Origin of the sequence: Flavonifractor sp. An10 (assembly GCF_002161215.1) — a bacterium.
Classification (GTDB): Bacteria; Bacillota; Clostridia; order Oscillospirales; family Oscillospiraceae; genus Flavonifractor; species Flavonifractor avistercoris.
On record NZ_NFMB01000010.1, the window covers coordinates 118,134 to 142,629 of the forward strand.

Genomic DNA, 24,496 nt, shown 5'->3' on the forward strand with positions numbered 1-24,496 from the left:
CTTTTTTGCGTCCCGGGGCAAAAAGGAGACACGGATATGAAGCACATCGGAAAAAAGGCGGTCAGCCTGACCCTGGCCGGGGCCCTGAGCCTGGGCCTGCTGGCGGGCTGCGGCGGCACAGAGCAGACAGGCGGAAGCGGGATCCCGTCGGGGTCGGAGAGCCCCGCCGCCGCATCAGAGTATCGGGTGGACACCCTCCGCCTGGAGGGGGGCACCGACTACGGCGCGCCCAACCCCTTCCTCCACAACTCCCGGGGCCCGGGCACGGCCAAGATGCGCCTGGTGTACGGCAGCCTGCTGGAGAAGGATGAGGAGGGGGACGTGCCCTGGCTGGCGGAAAGCTGGTCCATGGACGGCAATGACTACACCTTCACCCTCTTTGAGAACGCCCGGTTCCAGGACGGGGAGCCCCTCACCACCGCCGACGTGGCCTTCACCCTGGACTACTATCAGGAGCACCCCCCGGTGACCAACCCCCTGGGGGCCGGCGAGGGCTGGATTGTGGATCACTACACCGTGGTGGACGGGCAGACCATCACCATCACCGTGAAGGAGGCCGACGCCGACACCCTGTCCAATCTGGGTTCCTTCGTAATTCTCCCAAAGCACATCTGGGAGAACGTGGACGACCCCTACACCTACACCGGCGACGGCTATCTGACGGGCAGCGGGGCCTATTCCTGCACCGCCTACGACGGGGCTGCCGGCAGCTATGAGTTCACCGCCTTCGACGGCTGGTGCAACGGCACTCAGGGGGCGGAGAAGATCCAGTTCGTGCCGGTGAGCGACGCCCTGCTGGCCTTTGAGAACGGGGAGATCCACATCACCGACCTGCCCGCCGACCTGATGGACACCTACCTCAGCGACCCGACCATCGGCGTGGTGGAGAAGGCCAACGACTTCGGCTACAAGCTGCTCATCAACTACGAGGCCTGCCCCGACTTCCTGGAGCTGCCCCTGCGGCAGGCGGTGTACGCCGCCATTGACCGGCAGAGCGTGGTGGACAGCGTGTTCCGGGGCGCGGGCACGGTGGGCAGCGCCGGGTACGTCCCCCAGGGCAGCCTGTACTACAACGAGGACGTGGTGCAGTACGACTACGACCCGGAGGCGGCCCGGGCCGCCCTGGAGGGCCGGGGCCTCTCGATCACCCTCCTGTGCTCCGACGGCGCCGACGACCTGGCCATCGCGGAGCTCATCCGCAACGGCCTCACCGCCGCGGGCGTGGAGGTGACGGTGGAGTCCCACGACTCCGCCACCCGGGATCAGATGGTCAACGACGGCAGTTACCAGTTCGCCCTGGTGGGCAACGGCGGCTGGGGCAACAATCCCCCCACCTATATGCGCACCCTGTTCTCCGACACCGCCAAGTTCACCGGCACCAGCCCCATCTATATGGGGGCCATCGGCTACTCCAACCCGGAGATGACCGCCCTGGCGGAGGCCCAGGCCGCGGAGACCGACTTCGACGCGCGGGTGGAGCTGTTCCGGGAGCTGGAGCTGCTGGTGAGCCAGGAGATCCCCATCTTCGTCATCGCCAACCAGTCCACCTACTCCATGTACCGCACCGACTACTACGACGGCTGGATGAAGACCTACGCCTACCAGCAGGCGGAGCAGAACCGCCTGTCCTACATGGCGCGCTGAGTCATCCCCGGCCGGGGAAGGGGTTCCATGAGAAGAAAACTGCTGATGCTGTTGGGGGCCTTCCTGGTGATCTATCTGATCAATTTCACCATACCCCGCCTCATGCCCGGGGATCCCTTCGACTACGTATCCTCCGCCGCCGGGGACGACGGCAGCGTGGCCTACTCGGAGGAGCAGAAGGAGCAGCTGCGGGCCTACTACGGCCTGGACAAGCCCTTCTGGGAACAGCTCGGGGACACCCTGTGGAGCAACCTCCGCGGGGACTTCGGCCAGAGCATCCACTACCGCCGGCCGGTGGGGGAGGTGCTGCTGGAGCGCCTGCCCTGGAGCCTGTGGATCCTGGGGGCCTCCCTGGCCCTGAGCCTGGTGATCGGGGTGGGCCTGGCCCTGTGGTGCGTGCGGCGACGCTGGGCCGACCGGGTGCTCTACCCCGTCCTCTCCGCCCTGGCGGAGGTGCCCCCCTTCCTTACCGGCGTGCTGCTGCTCTTCCTGGTGGCCGCCCGGGTGGCGTGGATCCCCCTGTCGGGGGCCTATACCGCCTTCGCCGAGTACGGCAGTCTCTGGGCCCGGCTGGGGGACATCCTGCTCCACAGCCTCATGCCCGTGGCCGCCCTCACCCTGGTCACCGTCCCCCGGTTTTTCTTCACCGCCCGGGCCAGCTTTCTCTCCATTCTGGAAAAGCCCTATCTGACCCACGCCCGGGCCAAGGGCCTGAGGGAGGGCCGCATCCGCACCCGCTACATCCTGCGCAACGCCGCCACCCCCATCGTGGCCCGGCTCTTTCTCAGCGTGGGCGGCGCGGTGGGGGGCACCATCCTGGTGGAGAACGTGTTCGCCTACCCCGGCCTGGGCACCGTATTGCGGGAGGCGGTGCAGTACCGGGACTACCCCATGCTCCAGGGGGTGTTCCTCCTGTCCGCCGTGCTGGTGCTGGTGAGCCTGGCGGCGGCGGATCTGGTCAACCGCCGTCTGGACGGAGAGGAGGATGGGCTGTGAAACGGAAATCCTGGCTGCTCCCCCTGGTGCTGCTGGGCCTGCTCACTCTGTTCTTCCTGTGGGGCCTCACCGGCTACCCCCACCCGGCCCAGCTGCCCTCCGGGGACTCCCTGGAGGCCCCCTCCGCCACCCACTGGCTGGGCACCGACAACCTGGGGGTGGACATCTATGCCCAGCTCTCCGCCGGCTACTTCCGCAGCATGGGCATCGGCCTGGCCGCCGCCGCCTTCACCTTTCTGGTGGGGGGCGTGCTGGGGGTGCTGGCCGGGTTTGCGGGGGGCTGGGTGGATCTGGCCGTCTCCTTTCTGATCCAGGTGCTGCTGTCCATCCCCCAGCTGCCCGTCATGATCGTCATCGGGGCCTTCCTGGGCCAGAGCACCTGGAACATCATCTGGATCATCGCCCTGTTCTCCTGGGCCCCCATCGCCAAGCAGCTGCGGGCCAAGACCATCTCGGTGCGCCGCCGGGACTATGTGCAGCTGGCCCGGCTCTACGGCGGCGGGCCCTGGTACCTCATCCGCACCCACATCGGCCACGAGCTCTGGCCCCTGCTCACCATCAACTCCCTGGCGGTGGTGGGGAGGGCCATCCTCCAGGAGTCGTCCCTGGCCTTCCTGGGCCTGTCCGATCCCCTGGCCCGGTCCTGGGGCATGATGATCGCCCGGGCCGTGGACTTCCCCGGCATCTACCGCACCCAGTTCTGGAAGTGGTGGATTCTGGCCCCGGTGGGGGCCCTGCTCCTGTCCACCCTGCTGCTGCGGCTGCTGGTGGCCGGGCTGGAACAGCAAGAGAGGAGGCGTCACCCATGCTCCTGGAAGTAAAGAATCTGTCGGTCTCCTTTCCGGAGTTCACCCTCCACCCGGTGAGCTTCACCCTGGAGCGGGGGGAGATCCTGGCCCTGGTGGGGGAGTCGGGCAGCGGCAAGACCACCCTGGCCCGGGCCATCGCCTGCCTGTCCGACCCCATGGCCCGGGTCAGCGGGGAGGTGCTCCTCAACGGCCGGGAGCTGCTGGGCATGAAGGAGCGCGACCGGAAGCCCCTGCGGATGAAAGAGTTCGCCCTCTCCTTCCAAACCTCGGCGGAGTGGCTCAACCCCTCCCTCACCCTGGCGGAGCACCTGAGGGAGGTGCTGTGCCGGGCGTACCGGGGGGAGGCCCTGGCCCGGCGGGCGCGGGAGCTGATGGCCCTGGTGGGCCTGGAGGAGGGGGATCTGTCCCGCTACCCCCGGGAGCTGTACGGCGGCATGGTGCAGAAATTCCTGCTGGCCAGCGCCCTGGCCCTCAACCCGCCCCTGGTGCTGCTGGACGAGCCCACTGGGGCCCTGGATCTGGCCTCCAGCCGGGGGATCACGGCGCTGATCCGGGACTTGAACCGCAAGCTGGGCACCGCCTTTCTCATCATCACCCACGATCTCAAGCTGGCCTCCGACCTGGCGGAGCGGATGGTGGTGCTCTACGACGGCCATGTGGAGGAGGCCGGAGACACCCGGGCCATCCTGGACAACCCCCGCCACCCCTACACCCGGGGCCTGCTCCAGTCGGCGGTGGGCCTGAACCCGGCGCGGGACATGTGGGGCATCCGCCCCACCACCGCGGCCTACACCCGGGAGCCCCACGGCTGCCCCTTCTACGGCCGGTGCACCCAGAGCCTGCCGGCGTGCGCCTCCCACGCGCCGGAGCTGGAAAGGCTGCCCGACGGGCGGCAGCTCTCCTGCAACCGGGGCGGCATCCTCACCCTGCTCTCCTGCCGGAACCTGAGCAAGTCCTTCGGGAGACAGAAGGTGCTGGAGAACATCGACCTGACCCTGTACAGCGGGGAGATCGTCTCCCTGGTGGGCCGCTCCGGCGCGGGCAAGACCACCCTGGCCCGCACCCTGGCGGGCCTGCTCCCCCTGGAGGGGGGCGGCACGGTGGCGTTTCAGGGGGAGCCGGCCCGCTTCACCGACCTCCACCGGCGGCTGGGCGGGGTGCAGATGGTGCTCCAGGACAGCCAGGCCGCCCTCAACCCCCGGATGACCGTCCGGGCGGCGGTGGAGGAGCCCATGCGCCTCACCGGCCACCTCCGGGAGGACGCGGCGGCGAAAGCCCTGGAGGACGTGGGCCTCTTCGCCTGCGACAGCTTTTTCAGCCGGCCCATCCACGCCCTGTCCGGCGGGCAGAAGCAGCGGGTGGCGGTGGCCCGGGCCCTGACCATGGAGCCCGCCCTGCTCATCGCCGACGAGCCCACCTCCATGCTGGATCCCTCGGGCAAGGCCAACCTGCTGCGGATGCTGAAGGGCCTCCAGAACAGCCGGGGCTTCTCCATGCTGATGATCACCCACGATCTGGACGCCGCTTTGAAGATCTCCGACCGCATCTTCCTGCTGGAGGGGGGCAGCTTGCGGCGGCTGGATCCCAACGACCACATCCGGGTGGACTTTGACCGCCTGTTTGACGCCGGGTGACGGCGGGGCCCGTGGTGCGCGCCGCCCCGTCCGTGGGGCGCGACGACCCGGCGCGTTGGGCACAACGCCCCGCTGCCCGCACCTATTTGTAGGGCGGGGGCTTGCCCCCGCCGCTCTCCCCTGATGCCAATTCACAAAACACAGAGAGGACGAACCATGATGGACAAACAAGCCCTTTGGGACAAATGCGTGGCCTTCCACGGCCACGGCTGCGGCGGCCTGACCATCGGCTTCCAGGCCGCCCGGTACGCCATGGAGCTGCTGGAGCTGGACTTCTCCCGGGACGAGGACGTGGTGTGCATCTCGGAGAACGACGCCTGCGGCGTGGATGCCATCCAGGTGCTGCTGGGGTGCAGCGCGGGCAAGGGCAACCTGCTCTTCCACCTCCGGGGCAAGCAGGCCTTCTCCTTCTACAACCGGAAGACCGGCAAGTCGGTGCGGCTGGTGCTCCGGCCCACTCCGGAGGGGCTGGATAAGGAGGAACGCTTCCGCTACCTCCAGGACGCCGAACCCGCCGACCTGTTCGACGTGAAGCCCGCAGTGCTGGAGCTGCCCGAAAAAGCCCGCATGTTCCAGTCCTACCCCTGCGACGGCTGCGGCGAGGTGACGGCGGAGCACCTGCTCCGGCTGGAGAACGGCAAAAAGCTGTGCCTGGACTGCTTCCGGGCCTACAACCGCTTTGATGTGTGAGGGACTGCCCATGACGCTGGAACAATTTTTTCAGGAAAACCCCAGATGCGCCCTGGGCTTCTCCGGGGGCGTGGACTCGGCCTACCTGCTGTACGCCGGGGTGAAGGCCGGGGCGGACATCAGGCCCTATTTCATCAAGACCGCCTTCCAGCCCGCCTTTGAGCTGGCCGACGCCCGAAAGCTGGCGGAGGGGCTGGGGGCGGAGGTGACGGTGCTGGAGCTGGACGCCCTGGCCGACCCACGGGTGGCGGCCAACCCGGCGGATCGCTGCTATTTCTGCAAGCAGAACCTGTTCCGCACCTTGAAGGAGCGGGCAGTGGCCGACGGATACCCCGTGCTGCTGGACGGCACCAACGCCTCCGACGAGGCGGGGGACCGGCCGGGCATGAAAGCCCTGGCGGAGCTGTCCGTCCGCTCCCCCCTGCGGGAGTGCGGGCTCACCAAGGCCGAGATCCGCGCCCGCTCCAGGGAGGCGGGGCTGTTCACCTGGGACAAGCCGGCCTACGCCTGCCTGGCCACCCGGGTGCCCGCCGGGGAGGCCATTACGGCGGAGACCCTGGCCCGGGTGGAGGGGGCGGAGGACGCCCTGTTCCGCCTGGGGTACACCGACTTCCGGGTGCGGGTGTTCCATGGGGCCGCCCGGCTCCAGCTCCCCCAGGGGCAGATGGAGCGGGCCGTCCGGGAGGCGGAGGCCATCCAGGCGGCGCTGAAACCGTATTTTACACCGATCCTGCTGGATCTGGAGGGGAGATAAGAACATGGAACAGAGAGCGATCAAGGCCCTGCTGGAGCAGGTGGCCGCCGGACAGGTGAACGTGGACGACGCCCTGCTGAAACTGAAGCTGGAGCCCTTTCAGGAGCTGGGCTACGCCAAGCTGGACAGCCACCGGGGCCTCCGCCAGGGTGTGGCGGAGGTGATCTACGGCGCGGGCAAGACTCCGGAGCAGATTGCCGGAATCGTGGACGCCATGCGCGCCGGCGGCCAGGAGACCATCCTCATCACCCGCATGTCCGCCGAGGCGGCGGAGAAAATCAACCCCGCCCACCCCTTCACCTACCACGAGATGGGCCGCATCGGCATCGTGGGCGCCCTGCCCGTCCCCGACGGCAGCGGCAAGGTGGTGGTGGCCACCGGCGGCACCAGCGACATGCCGGTGGCGGAGGAGGCGGCCCTCACCGCTGAGGCCCTGGGCAACGAGGTGACGCGGCTGTACGACGTGGGGGTGGCCGGACTCCACCGGCTGCTGTCCCACCTGGAGGAGATCATGAGCGCCAACGTGATCATCGCCATCGCGGGCATGGAGGGGGCCCTGGCCAGCGTGATCGGCGGCCTGGCCGACTGCCCGGTGATCGCCGTGCCCACCAGCATCGGCTACGGGGCCTGCTTCCACGGCCTGTCCTCCCTCCTGTCCATGCTCAACTCCTGCGCCAGCGGGGTGAGCGTGGTCAACATCGACAACGGCTTCGGCGCCGGTTATCTGGCCAGCATGATCAATCACATGGGAGGCAAGAAGGGATGAAAACACTGTATCTGGACTGCGGCATGGGGGCCGCCGGCGATATGCTCATGGCCGCCCTGCTGGAGCTTGTGGACGACAAGGCGGCGTTCCTGGACAAGATGAACGGCCTGGGCCTGCCCGGCGTGGAGGTGACCGCCCAGCCGTCGGTGAAGTGCGGCATCACCGGCACCCACGTGACGGTGACGGTGAACGGCCAGGAGGAGATCAGCTGCGACGTGGACGCCGGGGCGGCCCCCGTCCACATCCATGACCATGACCACCACGGCCACGGCCATGACCACGAGCATGCGCACTGCCACGGGCATGCGCACGAGCACGACTATGATCACCATCACGAGCATGCGCATGACCATGACCACCATCATGCTCATGACCACGATCATGGGCATGAGCACTCCCATGACCATGACCACCATCACCACCACACCGGCATGGGGGAGATCCGCCACCTGCTGAGCCACCTGGATCTGCCGGAACAGGTGCGCTCCGACGCGGAGGCGGTGTACGGCCTGATCGCCGAGGCGGAGAGCCGCGCCCACGGCCGCCCGGTGGAGGAGATCCACTTCCACGAGGTGGGGTCGCTGGACGCGGTGGCCGACGTGGTGGGCGTCTGCCTGCTGATGCACCAGCTGGGGGCGGAGCAGGTGCTCTGCTCCCCCGTCCACGTGGGCAGCGGGCAGGTGCGCTGCGCCCACGGCATCCTGCCGGTGCCCGCCCCCGCCACGGCCCACATCCTCCGGGGCGTGCCCATCTACGGCGGCGCCGTCCGCGGGGAGCTGTGCACCCCCACCGGCGCGGCCCTGCTCAGGCATTTTGTCACGAAATTTGACTCCATGCCGGTCATGTCTGTGGAGAAGCTCGGCTACGGCATGGGCAATAAGGACTTTGAGGCGGCCAACTGTGTCCGGGCCCTGCTGGGCGAGACGGCGGAGACCGGGGACGAGGCGGTTGAGCTGCGGTGCAACCTGGACGATATGACCGGCGAGGCCGTGGGCTTTGCCATGGAGGAGCTGCTCTCCGTCGGGGCCCTGGACGTATTCACCACCCCCATCGGCATGAAGAAGGGCCGCCCCGCCGTGCTGCTCACCTGCCTGTGCCGCCCGGAGGATCGGGAGAAGATGGCCCGCCTGATCTTCCGCCACACCACCACCCTGGGCGTGCGGGAGAGCCTGTGCCGCCGCTACACCCTGTCCCGGGAGCAGCGCACCGTGGACACCCCCCACGGCCCGGTGACCGTCAAGACCGCCTCCGGCTGGGGTGTCTCCCGGAGCAAGCCGGAGTATGAGGATCTGGCCCGCATCGCCCGGGAGCAGGGCATCAGCCTGGCGGAGGCGGCGGAGCTCCTCCGCTGAGCCCCGGCACCGATTACTAAAAAAGAATACCGCCCCGGCTCCATAGAGCCGGGGCGGTTAGGCTGTCGATATAATCTCCGGCCGAAGGATTCGGAGGGAAGGATAGTGTGAAAGGCTGCCCCACAGGGCGTTTCGGAGCGCAACCGCCGCAAAGCGGCGGCACTTGGCGCGGAGATGAACCGTTAGGGTTCCCTTTCGCGTTGGATCAAACAACTTTTTGAAACTTTTGAAGTTTCAAAAAGTTCAGCAGCTTGTCGAAAAGGTCTTTTCGACAAGCTGACCGCCCCGGCTCCATAGAGCCGGGGCGGTGTTTTTTGCCTCAGAAGCGGAGCGCCGAATACGCTCAGCGGGGGTTCTTGATGGCGGCCTGGGCGGCAGCCAGCCGGGCGATGGGCACACGGTAGGGGGAGCAGGACACATAGTCCAGGCCCACCTTGTGGCAGAACTCCACAGAGGTGGGGTCGCCGCCGTGCTCGCCGCAGATGCCCAGGTGGATGCTGGGACGGGTGGCGCGGCCCATGTCGGCGGCCATCTTCACCAGCTTGCCAACACCCTTCTGATCCAGGTGGGCGAAGGGGTCGGACTCGTAGATCTTCTTGTCGTAGTAGTAGCTCAGGAACTTGCCGGCGTCGTCGCGGGAGAAGCCGAAGGTCATCTGGGTCAGGTCGTTGGTGCCGAAGGAGAAGAACTCGGCCTCGGTGGCGATCTCGTCGGCGGTGAGGGCGGCACGGGGGATCTCGATCATGGTGCCCACCTCATACTTCATGTCGATGCCGGCGTCCTTGATGATCTTGTCGGCGGTGGCGGTGACCACGTCCTTGACGTACTTGAGCTCCTTGACCTCGCCCACCAGGGGGATCATGATCTCGGGCACCATCTTCCAGTCGGGGTGCTTCTTCTGCACGTTGATGGCGGCGTTGATGACAGCGGTGGTCTGCATCTCGGCGATCTCGGGGTAGGAGACGGCCAGACGGCAGCCGCGGTGGCCCATCATGGGGTTGAACTCGTGCAGGGAGGCGATGACCTCGTGGAGCCGCTCCACGGTGATGTTCATCTCCTTGGCGATCTCCGCGATGTCCTCCTCCTTGGTGGGCAGGAACTCGTGCAGCGGGGGATCCAGGAAGCGGATGACAACCGGGCAGCCCTCCATGGCCTCGTACAGGCCCTCGAAGTCGCCCTGCTGATAGGGCATGATCTTGGCCAGGGCCTTCTTGCGATCCTCGGTGTTGTCGGCCACGATCATCTCGCGCATGGCCTTGATGCGGGTCTCCTCAAAGAACATGTGCTCGGTGCGGCACAGGCCGATGCCCTGGGCGCCGAAGGCGCGGCCCTGCTTGGCGTCGCGGGGGGTGTCGGCGTTGGTGTACACCATCAGCTGGCGGTACTTGTCGGCCCAGCCCATCAGGCGGCCGAAATAGCCGGAGCCGGGATCGGCGGGCACGGTGGGGATGGCCTCGCCGTAGATGCTGCCGGTGGAGCCGTCCAGGGAGATCCAGTCGCCCTCGTGATAGTCCTTGCCGGCCAGGGAGAACTTCTTGTTCTCATAGTCCACCACGATGTCGCCGCAGCCGGACACGCAGCAGGTGCCCATGCCGCGGGCCACCACGGCGGCGTGGGAGGTCATGCCGCCGCGGACGGTGAGGATGCCCTCGGAGACCTGCATGCCCTCGATGTCCTCGGGAGAGGTCTCCAGGCGAACCAGGACAACCTTCTCGCCCCGCTCGTGCCACTCCTTGGCGTCCTCGGCGGTGAAGACCACCTTGCCGCAGGCGGCGCCGGGGGAGGCGGCCAGGCCCTTGCCCACGGCCTGGGCCTTCTTCAGGGCCTCGGCGTCAAAGGTGGGGTGCAGCAGGGCGTCCAGCTGCTTGGGCTCCACGCGGCACACGGCCTCCTTCTCGTCGATCATGCCCTCGTCCACCAGATCCACGGCCACCTTCAGCGCGGCCACGGCGGTGCGCTTGCCGTTGCGGGTCTGCAGCATATAGAGCTTGCCGTTCTCGATGGTGAACTCCATGTCCTGCATGTCCTTGTAGTGCTTCTCCAGCCGGTCGGCGATGGCGGCGAACTGGTCGTACACCTCGGGCATCTCCTCGTGCAGCTTGGAGATGGGGGAGGGGGTGCGCACGCCGGCCACCACGTCCTCGCCCTGGGCGTTGATCAGGTACTCGCCGAACAGGGCCTTCTCACCGGTGGCGGGGTTGCGGGTGAAGGCCACGCCGGTGCCGGACTTGTTGCCGGAGTTGCCGAAGACCATGGCCTGCACGTTGACGGCGGTGCCCCAGTCGTAGGGGATCTCGTTCATGCGGCGGTATACGTTGGCGCGGGGGTTGTCCCAGGAGCGGAACACGGCCTTGACGGCCTCCATCAGCTGAACCTTGGGATCCTGGGGGAAGTCCTCGCCCTTCTCCTTCTTATAGAACTCCTTGAAGAGAACCACCAGGTTCTTCATGTCGTCGGTGTCCAGCTCCACGTCCTGCTTGACGCCCTTCTTGGCCTTGACCTCGTCGATGATCTCCTCAAAGCGCTTCTTGGACAGCTCCATGACCACGTCGGAGAACATCTGGATGAACCGGCGGTAGGAGTCGTAGGCGAAGCGGGGGTTGTTGGTGAACTTGGCCAGGCCCTCCACCACCACGTCGTTCAGGCCCAGGTTCAGGATGGTGTCCATCATGCCGGGCATGGAGGCGCGGGCGCCGGAGCGCACGGACACCAGCAGGGGGTTCTCGGGATCGGCAAACTTCTTGCCGCAGATCTCCTCCATCTTGCCCAGGTACTCGTAGATCTGGGCCTGGATCTCCTCGTTGATCTGGCGGCCGTCGTTATAATACTGGGTGCAGGCCTCGGTGGTGACGGTGAAGCCCTGGGGCACGGGCATACCCAGGTTGGTCATCTCAGCCAGGTTGGCGCCCTTGCCGCCCAGCAGCTCCCGCATGGAGCCGTTGCCCTCTGAGAACAGATACACATACTTGTGCGCGTTGCCCATTTTGTCATTCCTCCTAGATTTACGTTACACTGCGATTCGCAAATTCAGCAACCGGAGACATTATACCATTTTGCCAAAAGATTGCAAGAGATACCCATCGGTTTTCTTCTGTTTTTGCTGAGATTTTACCACTTTTTCCGGCCGTAGGCCGGCGGGGCCGGCATGCACCCCCGCCGCGGCTCATATAATAAATGGAAAACGGATCGGATCGACCTGAAGGGAGCGGATGCAAACCATGAAATTCCTGATCCTGCGGCGCCGCACACTGACCGTGCTGGCCTGCGCCCTGGCCGCGGCGGCCATGTTCGCCCTGGTCAACGCCCCGGCGGTGGCGGAGGCCTCTGCCACCGACCGCCAGCTGCCCATCTACTGCGTCCAGCGCGACCAGAAGATGCTCTCCATCTCCTTCGACGCCGCATGGGGTGATGTGAAATTGCGGCACCCGGGATAGGCCCGGGTGCCGCAGACTGTCGTGTAAAAGAGACGCAATTCGTGTATAAAACTGCCAGCGTCGCCCGCTCATTTTCCTGTGTTGGGGACACTGTATTAGCACACCTGTTTGTGGGATCACCCCCGCATACGCGGGGAAAAGTACACAGTGGCACAAGCTGCTCTCATGGTATGAGGATCACCCCCGCATACGCGGGGAAAAGTAAATCCTTTGCCCCCCCAAGTTGCTGGATAGGGATCACCCCCGCATACGCGGGGAAAAGGCACTACGGAGGGAGCAGGATGGTTGATTATTAGGATCACCCCCGCATACGCGGGGAAAAGAGTTCCTCGTCGGTGATGGTGCGCAGCTGCACGGGATCACCCCCGCATACGCGGGGAAAAGATCGTTCAAATTGTTTTGAACTTCTCTCATATAGGATCACCCCCGCATACGCAGGGAAAAGATGGCGGGCAGGTGAGTGGTGCGCATGGCACTGGGATCACCCCCGCATACGCGGGGAAAAGACGGCGGGGATCAGGGACAGCCAGAAGGTCTTAGGATCACCCCCGCATACGCGGGGAAAAGGCCTCGGCCTCCACCAGGACGCCGGCGCCATTCGGATCACCCCCGCATACGCGGGGAAAAGTGGGATGGTATGATGTCTATTGCTGATGGTTTGGGATCACCCCCGCATACGCGGGGAAAAGTGCAGGGTATACGGTATAATTGTTCCGATTATAGGATCACCCCCGCATACGCGGGGAAAAGATTCTTAATAATATTGGTAACTGGTTTGCACAAGGATCACCCCCGCATACGCGGGGAAAAGACCAATAAAGGGTGCGAAGTTTGGCAGAAGCAAGGATCACCCCCGCATACGCGGGGAAAAGTTGTAACCGGCTACCGGGTACTTCCTACCAAAGGGATCACCCCCGCATACGCGGGGAAAAGTTCCAGAGCGCATCCTGTTGGATTACATCCCGGGGATCACCCCCGCATACGCGGGGAAAAGTACCAAAATGCATATGAGCCGTTGAAGCGTCAGGGATCACCCCCGCATACGCGGGGAAAAGCCGGCTGGATATACCTCCGGCGGCTCTGTAACCGGATCACCCCCGCATACGCGGGGAAAAGACCATCCTGCCGCTGTCAGATTCACTGTAATCAGGATCACCCCCGCATACGCGGGGAAAAGTATGAGGTGCAGTTCCTCCAGGATAACACCGTAGGATCACCCCCGCATACGCGGGGAAAAGGTATGGAGGCGCTGACCTATCGAAGCTCCACGAGGATCACCCCCGCATACGCGGGGAAAAGCAATCAGACGGGCCTCTATGGGTTTTATCATTGGGATCACCCCCGCATACGCGGGGAAAAGCCGTTCAGGGTACAAGTCGTCGACTTCGTAGTAGGATCACCCCCGCATACGCGGGGAAAAGTTAGAAATGTCCCAATCTAATACACCTAGATAGGGATCACCCCCGCATACGCGGGGAAAAGTCCTGTATCATATCTTCATCAAATCGATACTGAGGATCACCCCCGCATACGCGGGGAAAAGTCAGGAAAATGCTACTCACCGTCAGCATATCTGGGATCACCCCCGCATACGCGGGGAAAAGATATCAAAGATAGCTTGTACATGGTCAAGGGCAGGATCACCCCCGCATACGCGGGGAAAAGGGAGTACAGTCTATAATTGATTGGTTTGTTGCAGGATCACCCCCGCATACGCGGGGAAAAGTTATTCTGTATAAACACTTGCAGAGCCTCTTCAGGATCACCCCCGCATACGCGGGGAAAAGGGTACAGGCTCTTCAAGAGATATCGTATATATAGGATCACCCCCGCATACGCGGGGAAAAGGCTGCAAGAGACTCTGATACAGAGGTTACTCTAGGATCACCCCCGCATACGCGGGGAAAAGTCACTGGACAAACCTATGCGGCCCCGGGAACTAGGATCACCCCCGCATACGCGGGGAAAAGCGCCTTTACGCATTACTTTGAAAGCGAATTTAAGGATCACCCCCGCATACGCGGGGAAAAGTGCATTTAGTTTTGCAAGGCAATCTTTTTCCAGGGATCACCCCCGCATACGCGGGGAAAAGCTCCTCCCATTACAAGATCTTCTCCACGAAGTGGATCACCCCCGCATACGCGGGGAAAAGCGCGTGATAACCTGGCTCAAGTCCTGTTTGCCAGGATCACCCCCGCATACGCGGGGAAAAGTGCTGGCCAAGACCGACGCACCCGCATGCCTGAGGATCACCCCCGCATACGCGGGGAAAAGACGACGAACGATGCTTCGAAATTGTCTACGAAAGGATCACCCCCGCATACGCGGGGAAAAGGCACTCGGTATCCCCTGGTTCACAATCAGGTAGGGATCACCCCCGCATACGCGGGGAAAAGTGGGGCATTTTTGTCCGTATGGGCTCAAGGAGAGGATCACCCCCGCATACGCGGGGAAAAGCATGACGCAGGTGAAGGAAGCCCTTGGGTGCGAGGATCACCCCCGCATACGCGGGGAAAAGCTTCTTGGAGCGGGACGCCAATGGCGAGTGGTAGGATCACCCCCGCATACGCGGGGAAAAGTTGTCAATGGTGCTGTTGGCATAGTCGTTCACAGGATCACCCCCGCATACGCGGGGAAAAGCAAACAAGAAAACGCTTCCGGCGCATTTGGCAAGGATCACCCCCGCATACGCGGGGAAAAGAGTCTGACCCCGTGCCCTGTACCGGCGTATTGAGGATCACCCCCGCATACGCGGGGAAAAGCCGCCGCCGTTGGTATCCTTGCTGATGCCGGTAGGATCACCCCCGCATACGCGGGGAAAAGGGTGTTGGTGTACTTTCCGCCCAGCTCCACCAGGGATCACCCCCGCATACGCGGGGAAAAGTTGCTAACGGCATAGTATCCACTCTTCAAAACAGGATCACCCCCGCATACGCGGGGAAAAGACTAAAAGAATCCCGTAATTACGCTGTTTTTGGATTGCCCGTCAGTGCTATTCGTTCAGTTTGCGATAGAGCTCAAGCGCCAGGTAACAGTCTGGCAACGCCCTGTGGGCGGATCGTCGCTCCAGAGAAAGATGATCAGCCAGGGTTGCAAGTTTATAGTCAGAGACACCATCCACCTTGCGCCGGGCCAGATCAAGCAGATCGAGGCAGCGGTTGACGGGTGCCGGACGCCCCTGCCGCTTACATTCCGCCCGGAGGAACTCCAAATCAAAAGAGATATGGTACCCAACCAGTTGCTCCCTACCAATAAAAGCCATGAACTGCTCCAGCGCCTGCGGCATCGCGATGCCCTGTTGTCCCAAGAGTTGGTCGGTAATGCCTGTCAACGATTGGATTTGCTGCGGGATTGGCCGTCCTCCACGCACAAGACAGTGAAACGTCTTCTCACCCCCGTCCTGCTCCACCCGAATTGCTCCGAACTCCAGGATCTCATCTGTGGAGGGATGCAGACCGGTGGTCTCTAAATCAATCACGACATAGGCACCCGCCATCTTCTTCTCTTTCCCGCGCCGGGACATTTGGTACTTGGCCGCCTTGCTGAAGCCCGGCTTGAGCGTTAGGCCTGACTCACCACTCTGGGGCAACGGTCTTCGCATCAGACAGATGCCATCAAAGTCCACCGGCGTCCAGTTAGTGTTATGCACGCGGAAGTCCATTTTCTGTTCGTTGTTCGTGGAAAAAACCATCGTAGCCCGTCCCTTTTTGAGGTTTTGGCAGATCCGTTCCCACAGGGCATCCCGTACTCGGCTGCTGACATGGCCCACATAGACGCCCGTGTCCAGCTCGCAGAGCCACTTGGACAGGTCGCCGCGCAGTTTAGGCGGGCAGTCGGTCATGGTGATGACGACGATGGCGGTTCCTCCTCTCTGCTCCGGAAGTAGTTAATCCCATTGGCCACAACACCCAGCCGGTCATCCCACAGATAAACAGCCGTCTCATCTTCGAGCTCCTCCCCGTCCGGCAAGAGTAGCCATCGGATATCATGTACCATCCTCTCCAAGATGCGGGCCTTTACCATGGCATCCCGCACCCGGCGGCGAACGACGGCCGGCAGATCATCCGGCTGCTGTGCTGCTACCTCAAATGCAATGGGGATAGTCACCTCCGCCTTATATAAGTCCGCAATGTCGTAGACAAAGGAGTTCTCATGGCCCACATGGACAAAACCAAGTCCCGGCGCACAGCCCAGGGCGACGATCACCGCGTGGGCCAGCCCGTACAGGCATGCGTGTCCAGTCGAGAGAGCCTGGTTCACGCTGTCTCCGGCGGAGAAGTCATCCGGCCGGTACATACGGCCATTCCACGGAATGCCCGTCTCCTTGGCCGCCCTGCGGTAAGCACTCCGCACTCGGCTCCCCTCCCGCCCCCGGAGCTGCTGCATCGTCAGCTTGGAGACATCTTCCCCTGGGAACCGGAGCTGATACATCTTGCGTACCACTGTCAGGTGCTTGCGGGTGTTGCTGACCAGCTCTGCCTGCCGCAGCAGCAGTCCGGCCCGGGTAGTCAGCGGGCGGCCGTGGGCGTAATAGCGCACGCCGTGTTCCCCCACCCAAACAGCGCCTACTCCGGTGTCTCCCATCAATTCCATGGCGCGGTGAGTCACACGGGTACCGGGGCCCAGCAGCAGCACTGAGATGGCTGCCGCCGGAATATGGACGATTCCATTCTCGTCCGTGACGGTGATAGCCCCATCCTGGCGGCCTAGGGTGCAGTGCTCCAAATACAAAAAGGTCATCCGGTCCTTGATCTGGGGAAGTGCCTGTAGTTCCGGACGTATCATGCCTGTGTGATCAGCCATTGGACCGCCCCCTTTGCAGAATCGTCATCAGCCCCAGACCATATGCCTTTCCACGGCCGAGGCCGTTGGTGAGCATCTGGCAGAACGCCTGCGGATCTGTCACCTCCAAGACGCCCTCGTAAGTAACTGCCAGCAGCGTGACCGGATGGCGCCGGTCCCCGCTCTTGGCAAAGCGGAGCCAGCGGGAGCCTGTCACGGTGAAGCTGTCCGGTGTGAGGGCAAATCCGTGCCGCTCGCTCCGCTGAAGCAGCCACAGCTTCTGATATTCCGCCGTGATGTGGGCACGGACAATTCCCCGCGCCCCGCCGACTTCCGGGGCAGGACAGCTCTTAGTGGGGTTGGCGGTCAGACGGAACTGCCAGAGGCCGCCCGGCGTGATACGCCGCAGCAGCGGGTCATAGTCCCTTGTCTCCGCCGGGGTGGCCGACAGAGGGCCAAACTGCTCTGTAAGAACGGACAGCTCCGGCACATCCTCGCTGAGGAGCAGCAGGTACAGCTTTCCCCCAAGGTAGTCCAGCCGCCACAGCCGCCGGCGGCGCTCTCCGGGGAAGGCGGATTCCACCGCGCCGTGCAGTTTCTGCGGCGCCGCCAGCGCCTCCATGGTCGAGCGCCGGGTGAGGTCCAGTTCGACTCTGGATAAGTACATGCCGTCACCTCAATTCTGTAAAAGGGTCGTGCTCCGTCTCCTCCAAGGCTTCCGCCGCCCCGGCCGGCCGCAAGCCCACCGCACGCTCTTCCACGGCGCGGTAGCCGTACTGCCGGTGGATCGGGCTGAACGAGAGGGGCAGATCCCGCTTGGGGACCGCCCCAGGCTGTCCCGGGTCAGCATCTATCACGATGCGGCAGGAGGTCCGGGCTCCATCTGCCGCCTGCGGCGGCTCCGACCGCAGGGCGTCCAGCAATTTTCCCTCTCGAATGCCCAGGCAGAGGGGCATCGTGGGAGGGCAGGAGCGCCGCCCCAGGAACAGGGGGAAGGCCGGGCGGCGCAGCGCCTGTTCCAATCGCTCCAGCAGGGCGCGGTCGGCGCTCTCCAAACCCGCCAGGAATATCGCGTCAGATAGGTATTGGCGCTTCGTCACATAGGGGGGCAAGGGGGCTTTCCGGGCGGCGCGGGCTTTCTCCACCTCGGCCGGTGTCGGATTTCCCGCCGTGTGAAAGTCCACCAGCAGGCTGCCCTCCCGATCTACCCGGACGGCAAAGCGCAGCTGCCCCAGCTCCTGCAGGGCATCCGCCTCATCTCGGCGCAGGCCCAGGGCCGCCGCCAGCAGGCCGACAACCCCGCTCTTTGTGGGCTCTCGGTCGGTTTTCCGAATCTCGAATTTGGAGTCCGCGCCCCAGGACTGCAGCGGTGCAGCCAGGCGCAGCAACAGCGTGGCCATTATGCCACCCCATTCCCATCCAGGCAGGTGGCCACTGCGCCCCGCAGCGCGTCCAGCATCTGACCCAGGGGCTGGGCGTCCGCCAGCGTTTCCAGACCCATCCCGACGGTAAAGGCCCGCTTCGGCGCGTCGGCATAGCACTGGTAGACCTGCTGGGCGTACTGAACCAGGCGCCGGCAGGAGGGCGCCACAAATCCCTCTTCCGAAGGAGGCACCGCCTTCTCGAAGGCGCCGCAGAGGTTCACGGGCTGGTCGTCCCGCAGGGCTACATAGACCGCGTCAGGCAGTGTGCGGTTGGCGAAGGTATTCTGCTTCCCAGTGGGCATAGAGCGGATCATCGCCTCTGCAAAGGCTCGGACCACATCCGGGACGGCAGCGCGGCCCAGATGCTTCTCCAGCTCCAGGGCGTTCACCGTGGCATAGCGGTAGAGGGTGGCGGAGTTGTACTCTACCGTGCCCAAGTGGCCAGCGCCTGCATTGTCCTCCGGGGCCAGGTCATCCATAGCGGTGAAGTAGTCGTATTCGTTTTGTACGGCGTGGGTGGAGATGCTGTGGGCCACCTGGGCGGCGGCGTCATAGTTCAGGGAAGGGTCGCTGGCGACCATGCGGCCAAACAGGACCATATCCACCGATGGCGCGGACTTGATGGCGCTTTTGTACTCTTTTGCCTCTCCGCAGCCATTTACGGCCAGCTGCGCCAGCGCCCTGGCCTGGGCGCGGCTCATGAAAAACAGCGCGTCAGTGCCCTTCTCCTCGGTCACCTTCTTCAAGCCTGCGCTCTCCAGGGCTTTCTTGGCCAGCTTCGGGGCATCCGCGTCCGGCGCAAGGGCGGTGACCTCCTCTGCTACCATGGCGACAATCTTCTTCGTCCGCTCTCCGAGCTGCTCCCGCCCCAACAGGCCATCGCGGAACATCATCCGCACCGCCCGCTTCCAAGCCTGAGAGGAGACCCGGGCGCGGGTGGTCCCACCGTAGATGGCGGTCTTGGGGCTGCCGGTGTCATCCCGGTTGACGCAGCTGGGCGGCACTGTCTGCAAGATGTGAAGGTCGATGTAAAGGCGCCTGTTATCCATAGTTCGTCTCCTCCTCTATCTGATCGTTTTCGGACGGGATTGCGTAGAAGTCCTGCCCCCAGCGCAGGCGGACCTGTGACGCGCTGTCCGGGAACTGGAGGTAGAACAGATCCTTCGCCAGCTGTGCGTAGCCCAGCGGAACCTCTGCGGCGCGCAGGAGCTGGATCATCCCACGCAGATGCTGAGCAATCTCCCGTGTCTGTGCAGCGGTGGCCAGGGCGTTGAACCGCCGCTGGATGCTGCTGTCCGCTGGGTCCTCCCCTTGGGGTACCAGGCGACGTACCGCCTGACCAAGACCCACGCCCTGCCGGTTCATGTCATCCCCGGGCAGTGTGTGTCCCTGCTGGTGCAGGGCGTAGAGGGTCAGCGCCAGGTAGATCGCCCATTCCCCCTGGGTTGGCTTTCCCGTCTGACTCTCCAACTCCTCCGGCATCCCCTCCAGGAAAATGCCCCAGAGCTCCGGCAGGTCGCCGGGGGCGCGCCCCACGCCCCGCCGCAGATGGGCCAGGGCCGCCTTTCTCGGGTGCTCCGGCAAATCCCGCAGCCAGCGCAGACGCCGGGCCACATATTGCTCGATCCGCTGTGCCTGTGACATGCCTATTCCACCTTTCTGTCTGTCGGATAAACCTTTGCAAGCTCTATGCGGAACCGGTTGTAAGCCTTTGGCGCTGAATAATAGAACTTCCTTTCCGTCGGCTTCCCCGGATTGCGGATAACGGCGCGGCCGGTAAAGGCCGCCGTCCCGGCCTCCCGGACTAGCTCCCTTCCCAGCGCCCGGGCGAGCTTCTGCGCCTGCTCCCGCCACGCCAGGATACTCTGCTCTGTTTTCTCTCCATCCCATTCAGGGTCGATTTCCCGCAGCCAGTCCCGAAACGGCTGATCCAGCCGGAAATAGTACTGCTCCCGGGCCACTTTTGCCGCCTCACTCTGCTGCCGCTCACCGTAGCCTCCCGCCGCAATGATCAGATCCTCTGCCAATCGGCTGACCGCCACGGCCAGCCTCTCGCAGGAGCCGATCTCGTCGGTAATCCTCTGCCGCCAGATTTTTCCAAGCTCGTCCAACAGCTGCATATGGAATGAGAGGGAATCCGAGAACGTGTCTGTAGCAAAAAAGTCCTTGTCTCCATATCCCACGCCGGTGATCTGAAAGCAGATCATTTTTCTACGGCTTAAAATATTGCTCGACTGCAACCGGGCGATCCAATGGATGAGTCCTGGCCGTCTGTCCCCAGGCCGCTGCAGGAATACCGCTGGAAACTCCCGCCAAAACTGTTTCGCGGAATCGTGCCGGCGCGGCAAATAGACGATGGGGGCGTTCTTTCTCTCCTGCTTCCCCCGCCAGAGCGTCATCTGCTCACAAAAGGCATTTTCTTTTTGAAAGAAATCCCCGCCCAGCAAGGCATAGCCCGTGACCATCCCCTGTTCCCGGTACAGGAATATGCGACGGGATTGGAGGGTCAGCAGGGACGCCGCGTCGTCCGGCTGGGGAATTTCCGTGCGCTCCGCGCTGCGGACCTCCGGCAGCTCCCAGCAGGGCGCCGGCGGCCCCCAGAGGGATGTCCCGTCCCGCAGCAGGACGAAATTGAGCATCAGCGTCTCAAACAGCGTGTTTCCCTGTGCCAAAATAAGCCCCAGCTTTCCGAGCCAGCCCGCCCCCACCGAAGGCAGGCCCTTCCCTTTGGGCTTTGCAGACGTATCATCAAACCCGTTGATGTACAGCAGCCAGCGAGCCGCCTGCGCATACGTCATCTCCGCTTTTCCAATGCCAGTGTACGCGCTGAAGATCCGCAGTTTGTTGCCGCTCTCGGAAATCTCCCCGTTCAGTTTGGCGGCACTGTACTCGGTTCCAATCTTCGCCTCCGGTACCTGCCAGAAGGGCCGCTCCGGGTGGAACAGCCAGAACCGCTCATGCCACCGCTCCAGGTAGGCGCGGATAGGCCCCTCGGGAAAATGGCCCAGCCGCCACAGGCTGCGCCAGCGCAGCAGCGCGCCGTCCGCAGAGGTGAGCTCTGCCTCCCGCCCCTCTTCGTCCACCCGGGAGAACACCGTGTGCAGCACCGCCAACAGCAGCCGCAGCACAGCGGCGTCCTGGGTGGGCAGTTCCCCGGCCAATCCGGTATACTCCGTGGCGTGGAGCAGCGCGTCGGTCAGGGATACCTCCCGCACTGTGCAGTCCGGCGTCAGCACCCGCACCCACGGCTCGTCCAGCAGGTTAAACTCCACTTCCTTCACAGGCGTCCTCCTTCCAGTATGTCAGGCCTTCCTCCCTGTCGTAGTGCAGCACCGTATCGGCCAGGTGCGCGGTGAGCGTTTCATCCAGGAGTAAGATCAGCTCCCCCTTGAGCAGCGGCGCCTGCTGCCACCGAGCCAGGAACCGGCGGTTTTGCGCCTCCAGTTCGTCAATTACCTGCCGGAGCTTCCAGCGGCGGCCAAAGTATCCCGGCAGGCGCAGCCTCTGCCGGGCGATCCGCAGACTCTCCTCCTGGGAGGGCGGAGCGTCAGCCGCCACCTTTTGCCCCCCTTCTCTCCAGGGAAGGAAGCAGATATCACCGTCCCGGCGCTCCACCATCACCAGCACTTCCACCGACGGGTCGCCGTCGCGGACGGCGGCCCGGGCCGCCGCCTCCGTCCCGGGCACCGCATCGCACATCCAGTCGTCCAGTGTATTCAGGCTCGGGAACTCCGGGTGATCCTCCGGCATTTGCACGGCAAAGGCCTCCGCCCTACGCGCCTGCTCCTGTTGCTGGAAGCAGTATTCCTCCCTGAACCGCCGGCTCTCCGCCGTCTCCGGAAGGACGTCCCCCTCCTCCCACCCGTAGGTGTCCTGCACTAGTCGGGGAAGGTCCGTCGGCAATTCGATGCGGTCCAGCAACAGCTGGCGGGTGCGCCACAGGAGCCATTCACTGTATACCGCGCTGCTGCCCGGATCAAAGGCGTCCGTCCCCGTATCCAACACGGCACAGCAGGGCATGCTCAGCGGCCCGGGCCGGCAGGGCCGCCTATGCCGGTGCAGCCGGCCCACGCGCTGGAGGAGGAGGTCCATGGGGCACAGCTCCGTCACCAGGAAATCCAGATCGATGTCCAGGGACTGCTCCAACACTTGGGTGCCCACCACAATCAGCCTGTCCCTCTGCAGCGGAGTGGAGTCCTTTCCGAGCCGCCTCAGAATGGCCCGTTCTTTTTCCGACCGGTCCGGCATCAGGAACTGGGCGTGGAACAGCAGCACCTCCCAATCCGGCAGCGCGGCCCGAAGGGCAGCCGCCAGCTCCTGGGCTTTCTTCACCGTGTTTACAATTACGCCCGCACAGCCCCCCTGCGCCATACGCTCCCGTAGCAGTGCGGGCAGCGCCTCCTCTGTCAGAGAGAGCAGTTCTACCGTTCGCCCGTCGGGCGTCTCCTCGGTCGTCTGCTGACACACCTGCTCCCCGTCGGTCCAAGTCAACAGCGGATATCTGCGGCTGGTTTTCCACGCCGCTTGGTCGCACGGATGTCCCAGATATGCCTCCACCAGTTCCGCCCTCCGGGCGGCGGGCAGGGTGGCCGACAGCAAGATCACCGGCACTCGATAGGTCCCCAGCCAGGTCAACGCCCGGTCAAGATAGCGCCCCATATAGGCATCATAGGCGTGACACTCATCCACGACAACCACTTTGCCGGCCAGCCCCAGGTGGCGCAGCATGATATACTTTTGCTTCAGCGCCGCCAGGAGCAGTTGATCCACCGTGCCGATCACAAAATCCGCCAGCAACGCCTGCCGCCGGCCCAGAAACCAGCGATGGACCTGTATGCCGCCCGTCTCGTCCCCACTATCCTCTTCCGTGACCGCACCGCCGGTAAACATCTGCCGGTAATCCTCATTCAGTTCCGCCATCCCGTGGGCCAGGCGGATGGAGTGCGTCATATCCTGGGACTGGGTCTGGGCCCATTTGCTCAGCCGCCGGAAAATACCATTAGCGGTGGCCTGTGTCGGCAGGCCGAAATACAGCCCACCGGCGCCATAGCGGGCCGCAAAAATCTCGGCGGCGGCCAGCGCCGCCTCGGTCTTCCCCACGCCCATCTGTGCCTCTACAATCAGCAGGCCGGGCGAGTCCATCCGATCGGCCGCGCCCATCACCGCCGACTGGAGGCTGTTGGGCGCAAAGCCAAACCGTTCTTCAAAAGCGGCGGCGTCCATACTAGTATATTGCGCTTCCCATGGAAAGGTCAGGGCCAGTTGTTCCCATGCCCGATCCACCCGGGCGGGATAACAGCTGGCATCTCCTAGCCGGTCCTCCGAAATCAGCGGGAAATAGGCGGTGTTGCTGGCAATCCAGTCCGCCATGGTCAGCAGGCCGGTGAGGAGCAGCTCCGCTGGGATGGACAGCTCCGGCAGCTCCTCCACACTGGAAAACCCACTCTGCCTCAGCGCCTGTTGGAGGAGCTCCTCCCACAGGTCCCTCCAGCGCGCCTCTCCCCCTCTGCCCCAATAGTTCTCTGGGGGATAAAAATCCTCCACGTGGTTGCCGGGTCCATTTTTCTGGGGGCTGCCGTGGTGCGCACCGGCAATCGAAGCCAGCCCGACTGGGCAGCCCAGCTCCAGTAAAATTGCCTCGCTGGCCCGGGCGTGAGGTGTGGCCTGAGGGGACAGGAGTCTGTCCGGCAGCGGGATCTGCGTCTCCAGCCGCTCCCATGCCTCGGGTAGGCTTCCCATAATCTTCCTCTGGAAAACAGCCGTTGCCTTCCCAATATCATGTACAAACCCCAAAAAGCAGGCCAAACGGATCAAATCCCCCTCCTCCAGGCCGATGCCGCGCCGGACCATTTCCGGGAGCCACTTCTGCACAAGCCGCCGCATCACCCCGGTGGTGTCCCACATATGCATCCACAGCGGGAGCCATAGGCCGCTGTGGGCGGGATCAGACTTTCCAGCCAGTCGTTGATAAAGTGGCCTTGGTCGCTCATCCATATGGCAAGTCCCTTTCTTCGTAGCCAAGTACTCTTGTTGCGCCTCATAACGGGATCCGGTGATCTCTTGCGATTTCTCCGCTTATAAAGCGGGATCTTTCGTTGGTCAAGATTATATATCCAAAAGTTGTTTTTTACAATGTTAAGCAGACCACCCGCCATTCTGCACAATTCTGAAAAGTCCAGTTAGTTACCCTAGCGTCTAATTCAGGACTAAG

The 24,496-nt window shown here is 63.9% G+C and carries 18 protein-coding genes and 1 CRISPR repeat array; of the genes, 9 read left to right on the top strand and 9 right to left on the bottom strand.

Annotated features, from left to right (window positions below; translation table 11 throughout):
• The first annotated feature begins 36 nt into the window (after positions 1-36).
• The 8 genes from B5E42_RS16790 to larC all read left to right on the top strand — a co-directional run bounded on the left by B5E42_RS16790 (position 37) and on the right by larC (position 8,645).
• On the top strand, positions 37-1,644 hold the full coding sequence (locus B5E42_RS16790) for an ABC transporter substrate-binding protein (protein ID WP_087241766.1): 1,608 nt from the start codon (positions 37-39) through the stop codon (positions 1,642-1,644).
• A gap of 27 nt (positions 1,645-1,671) precedes the next feature.
• Complete coding sequence (locus B5E42_RS16795) at positions 1,672-2,640, top strand: ABC transporter permease (RefSeq protein WP_087241768.1); 969 nt, start codon at positions 1,672-1,674, stop codon at positions 2,638-2,640.
• Positions 2,637-3,461: an ABC transporter permease gene (locus B5E42_RS16800; protein WP_087241770.1), complete on the top strand. Its 825-nt coding sequence runs from the start codon at positions 2,637-2,639 to the stop codon at positions 3,459-3,461. The genes B5E42_RS16795 and B5E42_RS16800 overlap by 4 nt, the downstream gene beginning before the upstream one ends.
• Complete coding sequence (locus tag B5E42_RS16805; protein ID WP_087241772.1) at positions 3,446-5,083, top strand: ABC transporter ATP-binding protein; 1,638 nt, start codon at positions 3,446-3,448, stop codon at positions 5,081-5,083. Before B5E42_RS16800 ends, B5E42_RS16805 begins: the two co-directional genes overlap by 16 nt.
• 159 nt (positions 5,084-5,242) lie before the next feature.
• The gene (locus B5E42_RS16810) at positions 5,243-5,773 is read left to right on the top strand and encodes an FmdE family protein (protein WP_087241889.1); all 531 of its coding nucleotides are present in this window, start codon (positions 5,243-5,245) and stop codon (positions 5,771-5,773) included.
• 10 nt (positions 5,774-5,783) lie between these two features.
• Positions 5,784-6,527: an ATP-dependent sacrificial sulfur transferase LarE gene (gene larE / locus B5E42_RS16815; RefSeq protein ID WP_087241774.1), complete on the top strand. Its 744-nt coding sequence runs from the start codon at positions 5,784-5,786 to the stop codon at positions 6,525-6,527.
• A gap of 4 nt (positions 6,528-6,531) precedes the next feature.
• Entirely contained in the window at positions 6,532-7,293 is a 762-nt protein-coding gene (gene larB, locus B5E42_RS16820; RefSeq protein ID WP_087241776.1) for a nickel pincer cofactor biosynthesis protein LarB, read from the top strand.
• Positions 7,290-8,645 carry a nickel pincer cofactor biosynthesis protein LarC gene (gene larC, locus B5E42_RS16825; protein WP_087241778.1) on the top strand — a complete coding sequence of 452 codons (1,356 nt, stop codon included), beginning with the start codon at positions 7,290-7,292 and terminating at the stop codon, positions 8,643-8,645. The genes larB and larC overlap by 4 nt, the downstream gene beginning before the upstream one ends.
• Before the next feature lie 343 nt (positions 8,646-8,988).
• Here the strand turns inward: larC and ppdK are convergent, their stop codons facing one another.
• Positions 8,989-11,628, bottom strand: a complete 2,640-nt coding sequence (ppdK, locus tag B5E42_RS16830; protein WP_087241780.1) for a pyruvate, phosphate dikinase — start codon at positions 11,626-11,628, stop codon at positions 8,989-8,991.
• 235 nt (positions 11,629-11,863) lie between these two features.
• On the opposite strand from ppdK, the gene B5E42_RS16835 reads away from it, so the two are divergent.
• Positions 11,864-12,079, top strand: coding sequence for a hypothetical protein (locus B5E42_RS16835; protein WP_242967203.1), 216 nt, complete (start codon positions 11,864-11,866; stop codon positions 12,077-12,079).
• A 113-nt stretch (positions 12,080-12,192) separates the two neighbouring features.
• Positions 12,193-15,024: direct repeats of the CRISPR family, unit length 28 nt; unit sequence GGATCACCCCCGCATACGCGGGGAAAAG.
• Positions 15,025-15,071: 47 nt separating this feature from the next.
• Here B5E42_RS16835 and cas2e read toward each other — a convergent pair.
• From cas2e to B5E42_RS16875, 8 genes are read right to left on the bottom strand one after another with little or no spacing between them, the layout of a single operon-like run.
• Positions 15,072-15,920, bottom strand: a complete 849-nt coding sequence (gene cas2e, locus B5E42_RS16840) for a type I-E CRISPR-associated endoribonuclease Cas2e (RefSeq protein ID WP_087241784.1) — start codon at positions 15,918-15,920, stop codon at positions 15,072-15,074.
• The gene (gene cas1e / locus B5E42_RS16845) at positions 15,917-16,882 is read right to left on the bottom strand and encodes a type I-E CRISPR-associated endonuclease Cas1e (RefSeq protein WP_087241786.1); all 966 of its coding nucleotides are present in this window, start codon (positions 16,880-16,882) and stop codon (positions 15,917-15,919) included. Before cas1e ends, cas2e begins: the two co-directional genes overlap by 4 nt.
• Positions 16,875-17,528 carry a type I-E CRISPR-associated protein Cas6/Cse3/CasE gene (cas6e, locus tag B5E42_RS16850; protein ID WP_087241788.1) on the bottom strand — a complete coding sequence of 218 codons (654 nt, stop codon included), beginning with the start codon at positions 17,526-17,528 and terminating at the stop codon, positions 16,875-16,877. Before cas6e ends, cas1e begins: the two co-directional genes overlap by 8 nt.
• Positions 17,529-17,532: 4 nt before the next feature.
• Complete coding sequence (gene cas5e, locus B5E42_RS16855; protein WP_087241790.1) at positions 17,533-18,261, bottom strand: type I-E CRISPR-associated protein Cas5/CasD; 729 nt, start codon at positions 18,259-18,261, stop codon at positions 17,533-17,535.
• Positions 18,261-19,334, bottom strand: coding sequence for a type I-E CRISPR-associated protein Cas7/Cse4/CasC (cas7e, locus tag B5E42_RS16860; RefSeq protein WP_087241792.1), 1,074 nt, complete (start codon positions 19,332-19,334; stop codon positions 18,261-18,263). Before cas7e ends, cas5e begins: the two co-directional genes overlap by 1 nt.
• On the bottom strand, positions 19,327-19,929 hold the full coding sequence (casB, locus tag B5E42_RS16865; RefSeq protein WP_087241794.1) for a type I-E CRISPR-associated protein Cse2/CasB: 603 nt from the start codon (positions 19,927-19,929) through the stop codon (positions 19,327-19,329). Before casB ends, cas7e begins: the two co-directional genes overlap by 8 nt.
• A 2-nt stretch (positions 19,930-19,931) precedes the next feature.
• Positions 19,932-21,566 (bottom strand): type I-E CRISPR-associated protein Cse1/CasA, encoded by a 1,635-nt coding sequence (casA, locus tag B5E42_RS16870; RefSeq protein ID WP_087241796.1) that lies wholly within the window; start codon positions 21,564-21,566, stop codon positions 19,932-19,934.
• Entirely contained in the window at positions 21,547-24,279 is a 2,733-nt protein-coding gene (locus B5E42_RS16875) for a CRISPR-associated helicase/endonuclease Cas3 (RefSeq protein ID WP_087241798.1), read from the bottom strand. The genes casA and B5E42_RS16875 overlap by 20 nt, the downstream gene beginning before the upstream one ends.
• Positions 24,280-24,496: the final 217 nt, after the last annotated feature.